This is a genomic window from Streptomyces calvus (assembly GCF_006782915.1).
Classification (GTDB): Bacteria; Actinomycetota; Actinomycetes; order Streptomycetales; family Streptomycetaceae; genus Streptomyces; species Streptomyces calvus.
Map to the genome: position 1 here is coordinate 1 of NZ_VCNP01000045.1, position 15462 is coordinate 15462.

At 72.1% G+C, this 15462-nt stretch carries 13 protein-coding genes and 1 tRNA gene; 6 read left to right on the forward strand and 8 right to left on the reverse strand.

Annotated features, from left to right (window positions below; genetic code table 11):
* Positions 1-324 precede the first annotated feature (324 nt).
* Positions 325-705 carry a hypothetical protein gene (locus FGW31_RS21965; protein WP_142195188.1) on the forward strand — a complete coding sequence of 127 codons (381 nt, stop codon included), beginning with the start codon at positions 325-327 and terminating at the stop codon, positions 703-705.
* A 51-nt stretch (positions 706-756) separates the two neighbouring features.
* Positions 757-1629: a spermidine synthase gene (locus FGW31_RS21970; RefSeq protein WP_142195189.1), complete on the forward strand. Its 873-nt coding sequence runs from the start codon at positions 757-759 to the stop codon at positions 1627-1629.
* Positions 1630-1731: 102 nt separating this feature from the next.
* Here FGW31_RS21970 and FGW31_RS21975 read toward each other — a convergent pair whose 3' ends face one another.
* Positions 1732-2286 (reverse strand): hypothetical protein, encoded by a 555-nt coding sequence (locus tag FGW31_RS21975; RefSeq protein WP_142195190.1) that lies wholly within the window; start codon positions 2284-2286, stop codon positions 1732-1734.
* Between the two features lie 111 nt (positions 2287-2397).
* On the opposite strand from FGW31_RS21975, the gene FGW31_RS21980 reads away from it, so the two are divergent.
* The 3 genes from FGW31_RS21980 (at position 2398) to FGW31_RS21990 (ending at position 6088) form a co-directional block, all read left to right on the forward strand.
* On the forward strand, positions 2398-3120 hold the full coding sequence (locus tag FGW31_RS21980; RefSeq protein WP_182674756.1) for a response regulator transcription factor: 723 nt from the start codon (positions 2398-2400) through the stop codon (positions 3118-3120).
* Entirely contained in the window at positions 3117-4526 is a 1410-nt protein-coding gene (locus FGW31_RS21985; RefSeq protein ID WP_142195191.1) for a sensor histidine kinase, read from the forward strand. The genes FGW31_RS21980 and FGW31_RS21985 overlap by 4 nt, the downstream gene beginning before the upstream one ends.
* A gap of 107 nt (positions 4527-4633) precedes the next feature.
* Positions 4634-6088, forward strand: a complete 1455-nt coding sequence (locus FGW31_RS21990; protein WP_142195192.1) for a cellulose binding domain-containing protein — start codon at positions 4634-4636, stop codon at positions 6086-6088.
* A gap of 531 nt (positions 6089-6619) precedes the next feature.
* Here FGW31_RS21990 and FGW31_RS21995 read toward each other — a convergent pair.
* From FGW31_RS21995 to FGW31_RS22010, 4 genes are all read right to left on the reverse strand, one after another.
* Positions 6620-8062 carry a GH1 family beta-glucosidase gene (locus FGW31_RS21995; protein WP_142195193.1) on the reverse strand — a complete coding sequence of 481 codons (1443 nt, stop codon included), beginning with the start codon at positions 8060-8062 and terminating at the stop codon, positions 6620-6622.
* Positions 8063-8172: 110 nt separating this feature from the next.
* On the reverse strand, positions 8173-9078 hold the full coding sequence (locus FGW31_RS22000; RefSeq protein WP_142195194.1) for a carbohydrate ABC transporter permease: 906 nt from the start codon (positions 9076-9078) through the stop codon (positions 8173-8175).
* A 12-nt stretch (positions 9079-9090) separates the two neighbouring features.
* Complete coding sequence (locus FGW31_RS22005; RefSeq protein WP_142195195.1) at positions 9091-10101, reverse strand: carbohydrate ABC transporter permease; 1011 nt, start codon at positions 10099-10101, stop codon at positions 9091-9093.
* A 5-nt stretch (positions 10102-10106) separates the two neighbouring features.
* Positions 10107-11462 carry an ABC transporter substrate-binding protein gene (locus FGW31_RS22010; RefSeq protein WP_142195196.1) on the reverse strand — a complete coding sequence of 452 codons (1356 nt, stop codon included), beginning with the start codon at positions 11460-11462 and terminating at the stop codon, positions 10107-10109.
* 343 nt (positions 11463-11805) lie between these two features.
* Between FGW31_RS22010 and FGW31_RS22015 the strand changes: the two genes are divergently transcribed.
* Entirely contained in the window at positions 11806-12864 is a 1059-nt protein-coding gene (locus FGW31_RS22015) for a LacI family DNA-binding transcriptional regulator (protein ID WP_142195197.1), read from the forward strand.
* Positions 12865-13058: 194 nt separating this feature from the next.
* On the opposite strand, the gene FGW31_RS22020 is transcribed toward FGW31_RS22015, so the two are convergent.
* From FGW31_RS22020 to FGW31_RS22030, 3 genes are all read right to left on the reverse strand, one after another.
* Positions 13059-13131 (reverse strand) — tRNA-His (locus FGW31_RS22020).
* Positions 13132-13250: 119 nt separating this feature from the next.
* Positions 13251-13853, reverse strand: a complete 603-nt coding sequence (gene orn / locus FGW31_RS22025; protein WP_142195198.1) for an oligoribonuclease — start codon at positions 13851-13853, stop codon at positions 13251-13253.
* A gap of 179 nt (positions 13854-14032) precedes the next feature.
* On the reverse strand, positions 14033-15262 hold the full coding sequence (locus FGW31_RS22030; protein WP_142195199.1) for a helix-turn-helix domain-containing protein: 1230 nt from the start codon (positions 15260-15262) through the stop codon (positions 14033-14035).
* Between the last annotated feature and the right edge of the window lie 200 nt (positions 15263-15462).

The window sequence follows — 15462 nt, forward strand, 5'->3', positions numbered from 1 at the left end:
CGGTCGGGCGGGGACGAGGGCACCGTTGACGACGCCATGGCCGGGTCCTCTCTGCGAACCGTCGAACCATGCCGGATTCAGGGGGATTTGTCCGTGTGCTGACCTGTTTCCGGCGGGCAAGAACGTACCTGCTGTGACGGAGTCACCACGCGCAGTTTGACCACAAAGCGGATATGTCATCCGCGATCTGCCATGAACTGCCATCCTTTGTGGCGGACTTCCGCCGTAGCCGTTGACGCCCCGGCTCGTTGAATCCTGTGGACCGGGAGCCCCCCGACTCCCGACCCGCTCGTCGAACCAGGGATGTGTGTGGTGGAGGCCGGGATGACCTGCTGGAGCAACGATTCTTCACAGCGGCCGGGTACGGACTGCGACGTGGTGACGGTCCCGGCCCGGCAGGGCCTGGAGGCGGTCGACATCCTGCGTCGCGGAGCCGGTGACGCGGTCGGCCCGGTGCTGCACGACGGCGGCGGCACCCTCGGCTTCCTGGTGCCACCGGGCACGGCCGCCGCCTGGGACGTACCCGGCAGCACCTGCACCCGGACCGACGGCCGCGGACTGCGACTGGCCCCCGAGCCGCCGGTGGAGGGCGCCAACTGGCTGCTGCCGCCCGGCGACGCCGACCGGGCGACGGACCCCGCGGTGCTGCGCGAGGCGCTGGGCGAGGCGCAGCGCCTGATCGAGGCCGCGGACAGCTGCAGCTGACGGCGGCCCGCGCCCGCCGGTGACCGCCCGGACCCTTGCGACAATGGGGCCATGGGAAGGTCCAGGAACAGTGCGCGCGGGCAGGGCGGCGGCGCCGAGGCCGTGGTCGAGCAGGTCGACGGCGGGCTCGCCCGGCTGGTCCCGGACCGGGACCGGGCGCGGGCCTGGACCCTGCTGATCGACGAAGCCCCGCAGTCCCACGTCGACCTCGACGACCCGGCTCACCTCTCCTTCGAGTACCAGCGCCGGTTCGGCCACGTCGTCGATCTCGCCGCGCCGCCCGGCAAACCACTGAACGCCGTGCACCTCGGCGGCGGCGCCTGCACCCTCGCCCGCTATGTCGCCGCGACCCGTCCCCGCTCCACCCAGCAGGTCGTGGAACGGGACGCGAAGCTGGTGCAACTGGTGCGGCGGGAACTGCCGTGGGACGCCAGGGCCCGGATCAGGGTGCGTTCGACGGACGCCAGGGAAGGGCTCGCCAAGGTGCCGGACGGCTGGGCCGGCCTCGTCGTCGCCGACGTCTTCAGCGGCGCCCGCACCCCCGCCCACCTGACCTCGACCGAGTTCCTGGACGACGTCCGACGGGCCCTCGCCCCGGGCGGGATCTACGCCGCCAACCTCGCCGACGGGCCCCCGCTCGCCCACCTGCGCGGCCAGATCGCCACCGCCGCCGCCCGGTTCGCCGAACTCGCGCTGATCGCCGACCCCGCGGTCCTGCGCGGCAAGCGCTTCGGCAACGCCGTCCTGGTCGCCTCGGACGCGCCGCTGCCGATCGCCGAACTGACCCGCAGGGCCGCCTCCGACCCGCACCCGGGCCGCGTCCAGCACGGCAGGGAGCTGGTCGACTTCACCGGCGGAGCGACGCCGGTGACGGACCTGGCGGCGGTCGCGTCACCGGCACCGCCCGCCTCCGTCTTCCGGTAGTCACCGGCTCCGGGGCGGGAGACGGCCGGATCCGGCGGCCCGCGTCCGTCTTCCGGCGGGCGTCCGCACGGTCCGTTCTCGATGCGTGCTTTCCGGGTCCGGTCAGTACGTTCCGACGTCCACCCGTGGTGGCCCGTCGTGCCAGGTGCAGAACACCGACACCCGGTCCGCGCCGGAGGCGAACTCCACCCGGATCCACGTCTCCGTCTTCCACACCTGCATCGACCAGCCGGCGCCGGGCGTCGCCGACACCAGGGACGCGGACGTCTCGCCCAGGTCGAACACCGCCCGGCCGCCCCTGGTGTCGTACCCCTTCACCCGGCCGGTCGTGGCCGGTGCGGGGGAAGGCGGGGGAGTGGCGGTCCGGGACGGCTGCGGGGCCGGCTCGCGGGACGTCTCCTCCGGTCCGGGCGACGGCTCCCGCGGCTCCGCCGCATCCTCGGAACGCCCCTCGCCGGGCGGCCGCCGCGTCGAGGACGACACCGGGTACGACCGCTCCCCGGCCGACTCGTCCGCACCGGCCGCGGCGATCGGCAGGGCGCGCGGCGGATCGTAGGCGGTGCCCGTCAGCACCGTGCTGACACCCCACCAGGACAGCGTGACCGCCGCGCCCGTGGCGAGCAGCCAGGCCAGTACGTGTACGAGTCCTCTGCGCATCGTCGGCCCATACTGCCCCACGCGCCCCACGAGTGTCGCGCCCCGGGGAGGCACCCGGAGTTGTCCACAGGCCCGTACCGGGCCCGCCCGCCATGGCGTACGGTGCGGCGCATGGCAAGTGTTCTCGTGGTCGAGGACGACCAGTTCGTACGCTCGGCGCTCATCCGGCAGTTGACCGACGCCTCGCACACCGTGCGCAGTGTGGGCACCGCACTGGAGGCGCTGCGCGAGGTCGCCCACTTCCGCTTCGACGTCGTCGTCCTGGACCTCGGACTGCCCGACCTGGACGGCTCCGAGGCCCTGAAGATGCTGCGCGGGATCACGGACGTCCCGGTCATCGTCGCCACCGCCCGGGACGACGAGACGGAGATCGTGCGGCTGCTCAACGCGGGCGCGGACGACTACCTGACCAAGCCCTTCTCCGTGGAGCACCTCTCCGCCCGGATGGCGGCCGTGCTGCGCCGGGCCCGCGCGGGCGGCGGCGGGGCGGCACCCTCACCGGTGATCCGGGTCGGCGGGCTGACCGTCGACCCGCTGCGCCGCCAGGCCGAACTGGACGGCGCACGCCTGGACCTGACCCGGCGCGAGTTCGACCTGCTCGCCTTCCTCGCCGGCCGGCCCGGCGTGGTCGTCCCCCGCAAGGAACTGCTCGCCGAGGTGTGGCAGCAGTCCTACGGCGACGACCAGACCATCGACGTCCATCTGTCCTGGCTGCGCCGGAAGCTGGGGGAGACCGCCGCGCGGCCCCGCTATCTGCACACCCTGCGCGGCGTCGGCGTGAAGCTGGAGCCGCCCGCCCAGCACCCCGGCACCGCGGTGGAGCCACCGCGATGAGGTGGGCCCTGGTGAAGGTGTCGCTGGCGGTGACCGCGATGGTCGTCGTCGCCTTCGCGGTGCCGCTCGGACTCGTCGTCCGCGAACTGGCCGGCGACCGCGCCTTCTCCAACGCCGAGCGGGTGGCGGCGGCCGTCGCCCCCGCCCTTTCCATCACCACCGACCGCGACCAGCTCGAACGCGTCGTCGCCTCCGTCGGTTCCGACGCCTCGTTGGCCGTGCACCTCCCGGCCGGCGACGGCGGCGAAGCCCTCGACATAGGCCGGCGCCGGGCCACCGCCGAGGACATCGCGGCCGTGCGGAAACTGGGCCGCGTCTCCACGTCTGCCGTCTCCGGCGGTTCGGCGCTGCTCCAGCCGGTCGCGCTCAGCACCGGCGAGATCGCCGTGGTCGAGGTGTTCGTTCCCGAGTCCGAGGTCACCAACGGCGTCGGCACGGCCTGGGCGGTGCTCGCCGCCGTCGGCGTCGCGCTGATCCTCGGCTCCGTCGCGGTCGCCGACCGGCTGGGCGTACGGATGGTGCGGCCCGCGCGGCGGCTGGTGGAGGGGGCGCACGAACTGGGGGAGGGCAAGCTGGGGGCCCGGGTGCCGGAGGAGGGGCCGACCGAACTGCGGCTGGCGGCGGTGGCGTTCAACTCCATGGCCGACCAGGTCGTCCAACTCCTCGCCAACGAGCGCGAGCTGGCCGCCGACCTGTCCCACCGGCTGCGCACCCCGCTGACCGTGCTGCGGCTCAACGCCGCCTCCCTCGGCGACGGCCCGGCCGCCGAGCAGACCCGGGCGGCGGTCGAGCAGTTGGAGCGCGAGGTGGACACCATCATCCGCACCGCGCGGGACGCCAAGCCGCAGACGGCCGCGGCGGGCCCCGGCGCCGGATGCGACGCGGCCGAGGTGGTCCGCGAGCGAATGGCGTTCTGGTCGGCGCTCGCCGAGGACGAGGGCCGCAAGTGGCGGGTGGCCGGCGCCGACCGGCCGGTGCGCATCCCCGTGGCCCGCGCCGACCTGGCCGCCGCCCTGGACGCGCTGCTCGGCAACGTCTTCCGGCACACCGCCGAGGGCACCGCCTTCGCCGTCGATGTGCACAACGGCGACGACGCGGTGATCGTGCTGGTCTCCGACGCCGGCCCCGGCATACCCGACCCCGAGGCGGCGATGGCCCGCGGCCGGGGCTCCGGCAGCGACGGCTCGACCGGGCTCGGCCTGGACATCGTGCGCCGGCTCGCGGAGTCCACCGGCGGGGACGTGCGCATCGGCTCCTCGGTGCTCGGCGGGACCGAGGTGCGGATCTGGATCCAGCTCGACGGCCGCGAGCGCGCACCCCGCCGGCACGGCCACCGGGGCACCGTGCGCCGGCGCGGACCGGCGCGGCTGACGGCCTCCTTTAACCGCCTCCGATCCCTTCCTTAAGCGCACCCTAAGATCCCGAACGCCCTCCCGCATCAAGGCATTTGCCCGTTTACGTCTCGCTAGCGTGCTGCCGCACACCCCCCGCAACCGATGAAGGCAGGCACGCGATGAGTACGCACCGGCGCAGGGTCCGCGGCAGGAACAAGCTGATCGGCGGCGTGGTCGCGGCGGCCGTGGCGGGCGGCGGCGCCTTCCTGTTCACCGGCACCGCCCAGGCGGCCGGTGTCGCCGCCGCGTACACCAGGACCAGTGCGTGGTCGACCGGCTACGCCGCCCAGTACGTGGTGACCAACAACAGCGGCGAGCGCGACGCGGACTGGACACTGGAGTTCGACCTGCCCGAGGGCACCGAACTCGCCTCGCTGTGGAACGCCGAGTCCGGCGTGAGCGGCCGGCACGTCACCGTCCGGCCGGCCGCGTGGGACACCGACGGCCTGGCCGCCGGCGAGTCCGTCACCGTCGGCTTCGTCGTCAAGGGCACGGCCGCCCCGACCGGTTGCGTGGTCGACGGCGCCGCATGCGCCACGGACGGCGGACCCGCCCCCGAACCCAGCGGCCGGCCCACCGACGCCCCCACCCCCACCGCAGCCCCGACCGACCGGCCCACGCCCACCGAGGAGCCCACGGCCACCGCCGAACCCACACCGGGCACCGGCACCGGCACCACGGACGACGCCCGCTTCGCCCCGTACGTCGACACCTCGCTCAGCCCGGCCTTCGACCTGCTCGCGAGCGCCGAGGCGACCGGAGTGAAGCACTACAACCTCGCCTTCGTCACCGACGGCGGCGGCTGCACTCCCACCTGGGGCGGCACCGGCGACCTCGCGTCCAACCCGGTGGCCGGACAGATCGGCGCGCTGCGTGCCGCGGGCGGCGACGTCCGCGTCTCCTTCGGCGGCGCGGCCGGCTCCGAACTCGGCACGACCTGCACCTCCGTGGACGCGCTGGCAGCGGCGTACGAGAAGGTGGTGAACGCCTTCGACCTCACCGAGGTCGACTTCGACGTCGAGGGCGGCGCCCTGCCGAACGCCGCCGCCAACACCCGCCGGGCCCAGGCCATCGCCCAGCTCCAGAAGGCCCACCCGGACCTGGACGTCTCCTTCACCCTCCCGGTGATGCCCGAGGGACTGACCCAGGACGGCGTGAACCTGCTCGCCGACGCCAAGGACAACGGCGTGCGGATCGACGCGGTCAACATCATGGCGATGGACTACGGCCCCGCCTACAGCGACGACATGGGCACCTACGCCGAGCAGGCCGCCACCGCCACCCAGGCGCAGATCAAGGGCGTCCTCGGGCTGAGCGACAGCGAGGCGTGGAAGACCGTCGCCGTCACCCCCATGATCGGCGTCAACGACGTCGTCACCGAGATCTTCACGGTCGACGACGCGACCCAGCTGGTGGACTTCGCCCGGTCCAAGGGCCTCGGCGAGCTGTCGATGTGGTCCGGCACCCGGGACCAGCAGTGCCCCGGCGGCACCAAGCCGTCCGCCGACGCCACCTGCAGCTCGATCCTCCAGGAGAAGTTCGCCTTCTCCAAGGCGTTCGCCGCCTACAACTGACCCGCCCGGCCCCCGGAGAACCGGGCCGGGCACACGAACGGGGCGCGGCGCCTCCCCCCAGGGCGCCGCGCCCCGCCTCCGTGCTCCGTGCCTCCGGGCCCCGCGACCGCGAGCCCCAGGTTCCGCGACCGCGAGCTTCCGGTTCGGTGACCGGCGGCTCCGGTAACCGTGACCGCGAGCCTCCGGTTCGGTGACCGGCGGCTCCGGTTCCGCGACCGGAAGCGTCCGGCCCGCGACCGCGAGCCTCCCGGCCCCGCGACCGGCTGCGACCGTCCGCCTCCGGCCCCGCGACCGGCAGCGACCGTCCGCCTCCGGCTCCGCGACGGGCAGCCGTCGCCTGCGACCGTCCGCCTCCGGCTCCCGGTCCCGGTCCCGGAGCAAGGCCGGTCCCGGTCCCGGTCCCGGTCCCGGTCCCGAAGCCAAAGCCGGTTCCGGAGCCGGTTCCGAAGCCGGAGCCGGTTCCGAAGCCGGAGCCGGTTCCGAAGCCGGAGCCGGTCCCGGAGCCGGACGGATGGTGACCCCGGTCGTCGGTCAGATCCGGTCGTCCAGGGCCGGAAGGGCGCCCGAGCGGGCGGCACGGGCGTACCACAGGGCGCTGGACTTCGGGGTGCGCTGCTGGGTGACGTAGTCGACGTACACCGCGCCGAAGCGCTTCTCGTACCCGTACGCCCACTCGAAGTTGTCCAGCAGCGACCACAGGAAGTAGCCGCGCACGTCGGCGCCGTCGGTGATGGCCCGGCGCACCGCCGAGAGGTGGCCGTGCAGGTAGGCGACGCGCTCCGGGTCGTGCACCGTGCCGTCGGCGTCCGGCTTGTCGTCGTAGGCGGCGCCGTTCTCGGTGATGTAGAGCGGCAGTCCGGGCGCCTCCCGGGTGTAGCGCATGATCAGCTCGTGCAGGCCCGTCGGGTCCACCGACCAGCCCATCTCGGTCTGCTCGCCGGGCGACTGGTGGAAGGCGACGTCGTCCGCGGCGGGCCACGGCGAGTGGTCGCTCGCCCCGTGCCCGTCGGCCCGCGGCCCCTTCGTGGCCGGGTCGGCCGCCGACACCAGGGTGGGCGTGTAGTAGTTGAGGCCGAGCGCGTCCAGCGGCTGGTGGATCAGGTCCAGGTCGCCGTCGAGGACGTAGGACCAGTCGGTGAGCGACGAGGTCGCCTCCAGCAGCGTCTCCGGGTAGGCGCCGTGCAGGATCGGGCCGTGGAAGATGCCGCTGGACAGGTCGTCGATCTTGCGCGCCGCCGCCACGTCCGCCGGATCGCCCGGCGACAGCGGCCGCACGACCGACGAGTTGAGGCTGAGCGCGACCGAGTTGCGGGCCGGCATCACCGAGCGCAGCGCCTTGGCGCCCAGGCCGTGCGCCAGGTTGAGGTGGTGGGCGGCCTTCAGGGAGGCCGCCGGCTCGGTGCGGCCGGGCGCGTGCACGCCGGAGGCGTAGCCCAGGAAGGCGCTGCACCACGGCTCGTTGAGGGTGATCCACTGCTCCACCCGGTCGCCGAGCGCCTCACCGACGATCGCCGCGTACTCCGCGAAGCGGTAGGCGGTGTCGCGCTCCGGCCAGCCGCCCGCGTCCTCCAGCTCCTGCGGCAGGTCCCAGTGGTAGAGGGTGACGGCCGGCTTGATGCCGTGCGCCAGCAGCTCGTCCACCAGCCGGCGGTAGAAGTCCAGGCCGCGCTGCACCGCGGGGCCCCGCCCGGTCGGCTGGACCCGCGACCAGGAGATGGAGAAGCGGTAGGCGCTCAGGCCCAGCTCCGCCATCAGCGCCACGTCCTCGCGGTAGCGGTGGTAGTGGTCGACGGCGATGTCACCGGTGTCGCCGCCGGCCGTCTTGCCGGGCGTGTGGCTGAAGGTGTCCCAGATGGACGGGGTCCGCCCGTCCTCCCGTACCGCCCCCTCGATCTGGTACGCGGAGGTCGCGGCGCCCCAGAGGAAGGCGGGAGGAAAGGTCACCGGGTTCGCCGGCGTTGCGGAGTCAGACATGGAAGCGCTCCCATAGGTGGTCGTGGAGGACCGACGAGTGAAGGAAGTAAAGGGGGAAGAGGGGCCGGGGCGGCGGTGACCCGGCCCCCGGGTGGTGCGGAGGCCGGGCGTCAGCCCTTGACCGCGCCCTGCATGATGCCGCCCACGATCTGCTTGCCGAAGATCGCGAAGACCAGGAGCAGGGGCAGCGTACCCAGCAGGGCGCCCGCCATGATCAGGGACTGGTCCGGGGTGTACCCGCGGCCGAGGCCCGCGACGGCGACCTGCACCGTCGGGTTGCCGGTCTGGGTCAGCACCAGGAACGGCCACAGGAAGTCGTTCCAGGTCTGCACGAACATCAGCATGCCGAGCACGGCCATGGCCGGCCGCGCGGCCGGGAACACCACGTGCCACACCACGCGCCAACTGCTCGCGCCGTCGACCCGGGCGGCCTCGATGATCTCGTCCGGCAGCGCCTGGATCAGGTACTGCCGCATGAAGAACACGCCGAACGCGCTGACCAGCGAGGGGAAGATGACCGCCTGCAGCTGGTCGGTCCAGTCCAGCTTGGCGACCATCATGTACAGCGGGATCACGCTGAGCTGCGGCGGCACCATCATCGTGCCGATCACGATCAGCATCAGCGCGTTGCGGCCCTTGAAGCGCAGCTTGGCGAAGGCGAACCCGGCGATCGTCGAGAGCGTGACGATGGTCACCGCCGAAATGCCCGCCACGATCGTGGTGTTGAGGAACGCCTCACCGAGGTTGGCGTCCTTCCAGGCGATCTCCAGGTTCTTGAACAGGTTGGAGCCGAACCAGAACGGCGGCGGGGTCTGCGCCAGCCGCTGGTTGTCCCGGGATGCGGCGATCGCGGTCCACACCAGCGGGAACAGCGACCCGATGGTGAACAGGACCAGGATCGTGTACGCGATCGGACCGCCGTGCAGCGTGCCGCCGGCCCGGGCGGACTTCGGCAGACGCGAGCGCTTCTGCGCCTTGGCGGGCGGGGTCTCGGGGGGCGTCACAGTCGTCGTCACGGCCACAACTCCTTAACTGCTGGCGCGCAGCCGGCGCGAGATGACGTAGTTGATGATGCCGATGACGATCAGGATCAGGAACATCGTCCAGGCGATCGCCGAGGCGCGGCCCAGGTGCTGGTTCACCCAGCCCTGCTCGTACAGGTACAGGCCGAGCGTCTGGAACTGGTGCTCCGCGCCGCCCGAGGCGCCCTTGTTCGCGTCGAACAGCAGCGGCTCACCGAAGACCTGGCTGGCGCCGATCGTCGAGACCACCGCGGTGAACAGGATCGTCGGACGCAGCGACGGCAGCGTGACGTGGAGGAACTGCTGCCAGCGGCTGGCGCCGTCCAGCGCCGCCGACTCGTACAGGTCCTGCGGGATGGCCTGCATCGCGGCGAGGTAGATCAGCGCGTTGTAGCCGGTCCAGCGCCAGATGATGATCGTCGACACGGCGATCTGCGAGGGCCACTTCTCGCCCTGCCAGTCGACCGGGTCGATCCCGACGAAGTCCAGCGCCCAGTTGATCATGCCGTAGTCGCGGCCGAAGAGCAGCACGAACACCAGGGACGCGGCGGCGATCGAGGTGGCGTACGGCGCGAGCATCGCGACCCGGTAGAAGGTCGAGGCGCGCAGCTTGTAGTTGAGGATGTGGGCGATGCCCATCGCCATCAGCAGCTGCGGGACGGTCGAGATGATGCCGATGGTCAGCGTGTTCTTCGCGGCGTTCCAGAAGAAGTCGTCGTCGAAGATCCGGGTGTAGTTGCGCAGCCCCACCCAGTTCATGTCGGTCGGGGCGGTCAGCTCCACCTGGTGCAGCGAGGCCCAGCCCGTGTAGATCAGCGGGAACAGACCGAAGGCGAGGAACAGCAGGAAGAACGGAGCGACGAACGCGTACGGGCTCCAGCGCATGTCCCGTTGCCAGCGGCGGGACAACCTGGCCCGGCGCCGCTCGTCCTGGTCCTTGGCGGAGCCCCCGGGCGGACGGCCCGGGGCCGCGCCCCCCTTGGAGGGGAGCGCGGCGGTGTCGTGACGGGTGGCCATGCGGGTCACTTGTCCAGGTTGTTGTCGATGGTCTTGGTGGCCGTCTCCCAGGCCTCTGCCGCGGACTTGCCCTTGGTCACCAGGATGACGCCGTTGTCCGTCAGGCCCTGCTGGATGATCTGGTCCTTCGGGCCGATCACCTGGACCGGGATCTGCTTGGCGGCCTCGGAGAAGATCTCACCGATGGGGGCGTCGCCGGTCATCTCGTTCTTGGCGCCGGTCACTTCGGGGCTGTCGTACGCGGCCTGGGAGCTGGGGAAGCTGCCCTGCACCTTGAACAGCTTGGCCTGCTGCTCGGGCGCGGTCAGCCAGGCGACCAGCTTCTGCGCCTCCTCGACGTTCTTGCCGCTCTTCGGCACGCCGAGGAAGCTGCCGCCCCAGTTGCCGGACTTGGGCGCCACGGCCACGTCCCACTTGCCGGCGGCGTCCGGCTGCGACTTGCCCTTGAGGTAGCCGAGCATCCACGGCGGGCAGGCGACGGTGGCGAACTTGTTGTTGGCGATGGTCTGGTCCCAGGCCGGCTGGAACTGGGTCTGCGACTGGACGAGCCCGTCCTTCGCGGCACCGGCGGTCAGGTCGAAGGCGTCCTTGACGGCCGGGTTCGACTTGTAGATCACCTCGCCGGAGGCGTCGTAGAACTTCTGCTTCTCGCTGCTCAGGACGGCGTTGAGCAGACCGCCGGGGGAGTCCATGAAGAAGGTGTCCTTGCCGGCCGCCTTCTTGTACTTCCGGCCGGTCTCGATGAACTTGTTCCAGTCGCCCGCCCACAGCTTGCCGACCTCCTCGCGGTCGGTCGGCAGGCCGGCCTTCTCGAAGAGGTCCTTGCGGTAGCAGATGGCCATCGGGCCGACGTCGGTGCCCAGCCCGATCGTCTGGCCGTCCTTGGTGGTGGCCTGCTGCCACTTCCAGTCCAGCCAGTCGGCCTTGTTCACGCCCTCGACCTTGGACATGTCCGTGAACTTGTCCGCCTGGGTGCCGACGACCTCGGCGATGTTGGCGACCTCGATCGCCTGGACGTCCATCAGGCCGCTGTTGGTGGTGAGGTGGTTGACGAGAGCCGGGTAGTAGTTCTCGTTCCGCTCGACAACGTTCTCGGCGATCTTGATGTCGGGGTTGAGCTTCTCGTACTCGGCGTAGAGGCCGGCTTCCTTGAAGCCCATGGTGCCGAACAGCCCCAGGGTGATCGTGGTCTTGCCCTCGCCCGACGAGGAACCGGACTCGTCGTCGCCGCCGTCGTCGGCACAGCCGGCCAGCAGCCCGGTGCCCAGCGACACCACGGCCGCGATGGCCAGTGCCTTGCGGGCGATGGGCGTCCCCCCGCCCGACCGCTGCCGAGAGAGGGGGAGGGTACGTGCTCGCATTGCGTCCTCCTGTTGCCCTGACGTGCCGACCCCCCGGCCAACGGCGTTGTTGGGCCCGTATCGTGCTCGTTGCGGCTCGGGCGGGGAACGTGCGGGTTGTGTATGTGTCAGGTACTGTGGGAGCGCTCCCACAAGTGATGTGTTGAAGAGTCGCGGGTCCGGGCGAGGGTGTCAAGGGAACAGACGCGGCAAAGTGCGTTCAGTTATCTGCCCGTTAACTGGACGCCGCGGACACCTCTGCGGAAGCCCTCGGTCCACGAGCCGCGCTCCCGGCGGTGGTCACCGCAGCTCGCGAGGCTGTTACATTCCAGGCCAGCGTGACATACGAAGGAAGGCGGGGCCGATGGCAAGCCACGGAGCGCGAGGCCGGAGCGGCGGTCGGCCCACCCTCGAAGAGGTGGCGGCGCGCGCCGGGGTGGGCCGTGGCACGGTCTCCCGGGTGATCAACGGCTCGCCCCGGGTGAGTGACGCGACCCGCGCCGCCGTGGAGGCGGCGGTCGCCGAGCTGGGTTACGTGCCGAACACGGCCGCCCGCGCCCTGGCCGCCAACCGCACGGACGCGATCGCCCTGGTGGTGCCGGAGCCGGAGACACGTTTCTTCGCCGAGCCGTACTTCTCCGACATGCTGCGGGGTGTCGGTGCCGCGCTGTCCGACACGGAGATGCAGCTGCTGCTGATCTTCGCGGGCAGTGACCGGGAGCGGCAGCGGCTGGCCCAGTACCTGGCCGCGCACCGGGTGGACGGGGTGCTGCTGGTCTCGGTGCACGCCGACGATCCGCTGCCGGACATGCTGGCCCAGCTGGAGATCCCCGCGGTGATCAGCGGTCCCCGCTCGGCGGCGGAGACGCTCACCTCGGTGGACTCGGACAACTACGGCGGCGCCCGTCAGGCCGTGGAGCACCTGCTCGGCCGGGGCCGGCGCACGATCGCCCACATCACCGGCCGTCTCGACGTGTACGGCGCCCAGCGGCGCATCGACGGCTACCGGGACGCCCTGCGCGAGGCGGGGCACGCGGTGGACGAACTGCTGGTGGAACCGGGCGACTTCTCCGAGGACGGCGGCCGGCGGGCGATGGAGGCGCTGCTGGCGCGCCGCCCGGACCTGGACGCGGTCTTCGCGGCGTCGGACGTCACGGCGGCCGGTGCCCGGCACGTCCTGCGCGAGGCGGGCCGCCGCATCCCGGACGACGTGGCGCTGGTCGGTTACGACGACTCGGCGATCGCCCGGCACCTGGATCCGCCGTTGACGAGTGTGCGCCAGCCGATCGAGGAGATGGGCCGGGCGATGATCGACCTGCTGCTGGCCGAGGTCGCGGACCGGCGTCCGGCGGTGTCCCGCGAGCTGGAGCCGCCGCGCCGGATGGTGCTGGCGACGGAGCTGGTGGAGCGCGCCTCGTCGTGACGGCGGGCGCGCCGCCCCGGCGGTGCGCGGGCCCACGGGCCTCGGCGGGCGGACCGCTCGGCCGTGCGTGGGCTTCCTCGGTCGGGCGCGGGCGCCCGGAGGTTTCCTCGGCCGGGTGTGAGGCCGTACGTGGATGTGCCCGGGAACGAGTTCAGCCGGTGACCTTGATGCAAGGTCACCGGCTGACTACTGAGGGTGAGTGACGGGACTCGAACCCGCGGCATCCTGGACCACAACCAGGTGCTCTACCAGCTGAGCTACACCCACCATGACCCTGTCGGTTGAGATCAGTGACTTCCCCGACCGGCCGAGAAAAAGTGTACAGGGTCCGCAGGGGTGCTCGCGCACGGCTTTTCGCGGCGCCCCCCGGCGACCCCTTCGCGCCCCTACTGACCGGGCAGGACGTGCTTGGCGGCGATCTTCTTCGCGGTGTCCGAGTCGGGGCCCGGCTGCGGTACGAAGACGGCCTCGCGGTAGTAGCGCAGTTCCGCGATGGACTCGCGGATGTCGGCGAGCGCGCGGTGGTTGCCGTTCTTCTCGGGGCTGTTGAAGTACGCCCTCGGGTACCAGCGGCGGGCCAGCTCCTTGATGCTGGACACGTCGACGATGCGGTAGTGCAGGAAGTTCTCCAGGGCCGGCATGTCCCGCAGCAGGAAGCCGCGGTCGGTGCCGACGGAGTTGCCGCACAGCGGCGCCTTCCCGGGCTCCTTGACGTGCTCACGTACGTACGCGAGGACGCGTTCCTCGGCGTCCCGGAGCGTCGTGCCGTTCTCCAGTTCGGCGAGCAGCCCGGACGCGGTGTGCATCTCGCGCACCACCTCCGGCATCGTCTCCAGCGCCTGCTCCGGCGGGCGGATGACGATGTCCACGCCGTCCCCGAGCACGTTCAGTTCGGAGTCGGTGACGAGGGCGGCCACTTCGATGAGCGCGTCGTCCGACAGCGAGAGGCCGGTCATCTCGCAGTCGATCCACACCATGCGATCGTTCATGTGCCTAACCTTACGGCGCGGGGCGCCGCGCCGGGCCCGGTGGCTTGTTGTGGCACGGGGTGCCCGGTGCGGGCGTACCCGGGAGCCGCCGCCGTGCGGGCTCCCGCTGCGGACCCGGAATGCGCGAGAGGGCCGGAGACGGTGGTCTCCGGCCCTCTCGGCCGTCACGTCACGTCACGTCACGGCGCGCTGCGCTGGCCCGGGACGCCCGAGGCCGTCAGGGACGGGCCCAGGGCGCTGGCCGCCGGGGTGCGGCGGGCCTGGTGCGGCAGCGGGCTGTCCGGGTGCAGGGACGCCGGGACCGGGTGTCCCGCGTGGCCCGTCGGCGGGCCGGGCGGAAGGGTCCCGGGTGTGCTCGGGGCGGCCTCGGTGTCCTGGCTCCGGTCGGACTGCGGGCGCCGTGCGCGGTACGCGGCCCGGTAGGCGGCCGGGGACGATCCCAGCTGGCGCCGGAAGTGGCCGCGCAGCGCGACCGGCGAGCGGAACCCGCAGCGGCCGGCGACCTCGTCCACCGAGTAGTCCGACGTCTCCAGCAGGCGCTGCGCCTGCAGCACCCGCTGTGTGATCAGCCACTGCAGCGGTGCGCTGCCGGTGAGCGAGCGGAAGCGGCGGTCGAACGTACGACGGCTCATGTACGCGCGGGCCGCCAGCGTCTCCACGTCGAACTGTTCGTGGAGGTGCTCCAGCGCCCAGGCGACGACCTCGGCGAGCGGGTCGGCGCCGATCTCCTCCGGTAAAGACCTGTCGAGGTAGCGTTCCTGACCGCCGGACCGGCGCGGCGGGACGACCAGCCGCCGGGCCAGCGCGCCCGCCGCCTCGTTGCCGTGATCGGTGCGCACGATGTGCAGGCACAGATCGATTCCGGCCGCCGTACCCGCCGACGTCAGCACGTCCCCGTCGTCCACGAAGAGTTCGCGCGGGTCGACGTGCACCGACGGATAGCGCTTGGCGAGCGTCGGCGCGTACATCCAGTGGGTGGTCGCCGGCCGGCCGTCCAGCAGCCCGGCCGCCGCGAGGACGAAGGCGCCGGTGCACAGCCCGACGATGCGGGCGCCCTCCTCGTGGGCCCGGCGCAGCGCCTCCAGCGCCTCCTCGGGCGGCGGCGAGGTGATCGACCGCCAGGCCGGCACCACGACGGTGCCCGCCCGGGATATCGCCTCCAGGCCATGTGGCGCGGTGAGTTCCAGGCCGCCTGTGGTCCGCAGCGGACCCTCCTCGCCACCGCACACCAGCAGGCGGTAGCGCGGGACGCCGGCGTCCTGGCGGTCAACCCCGAACACCGACAGCGGAATGGAACTCTCGAAGATGGGACCGCCGCTGAACAGCAGCACCGCGACGATCTCCTTGCGGCGTCGCCCGGAGAGTTTCCGGGCCGCGGTTTCCGGCGCGGCAGTGGAGTCGTGGCTCATACTGCTAAGCCCCCCTCGGTGGTCGCGGCTCCTCGGTTGTGTCGCTCCTGCACGTTTCCCCTCGGTCCTGCACGAGTCCCCCGCCGTAAGACAGTCAAGATCGAATCTACTGTGTCCCGTCGAGCACCGGTGGCCAGTTCGGCACCCGGCACATTGTCGACTTGGCAACTTGGCGTGAAGCATTCGATCACGAAGGGTTG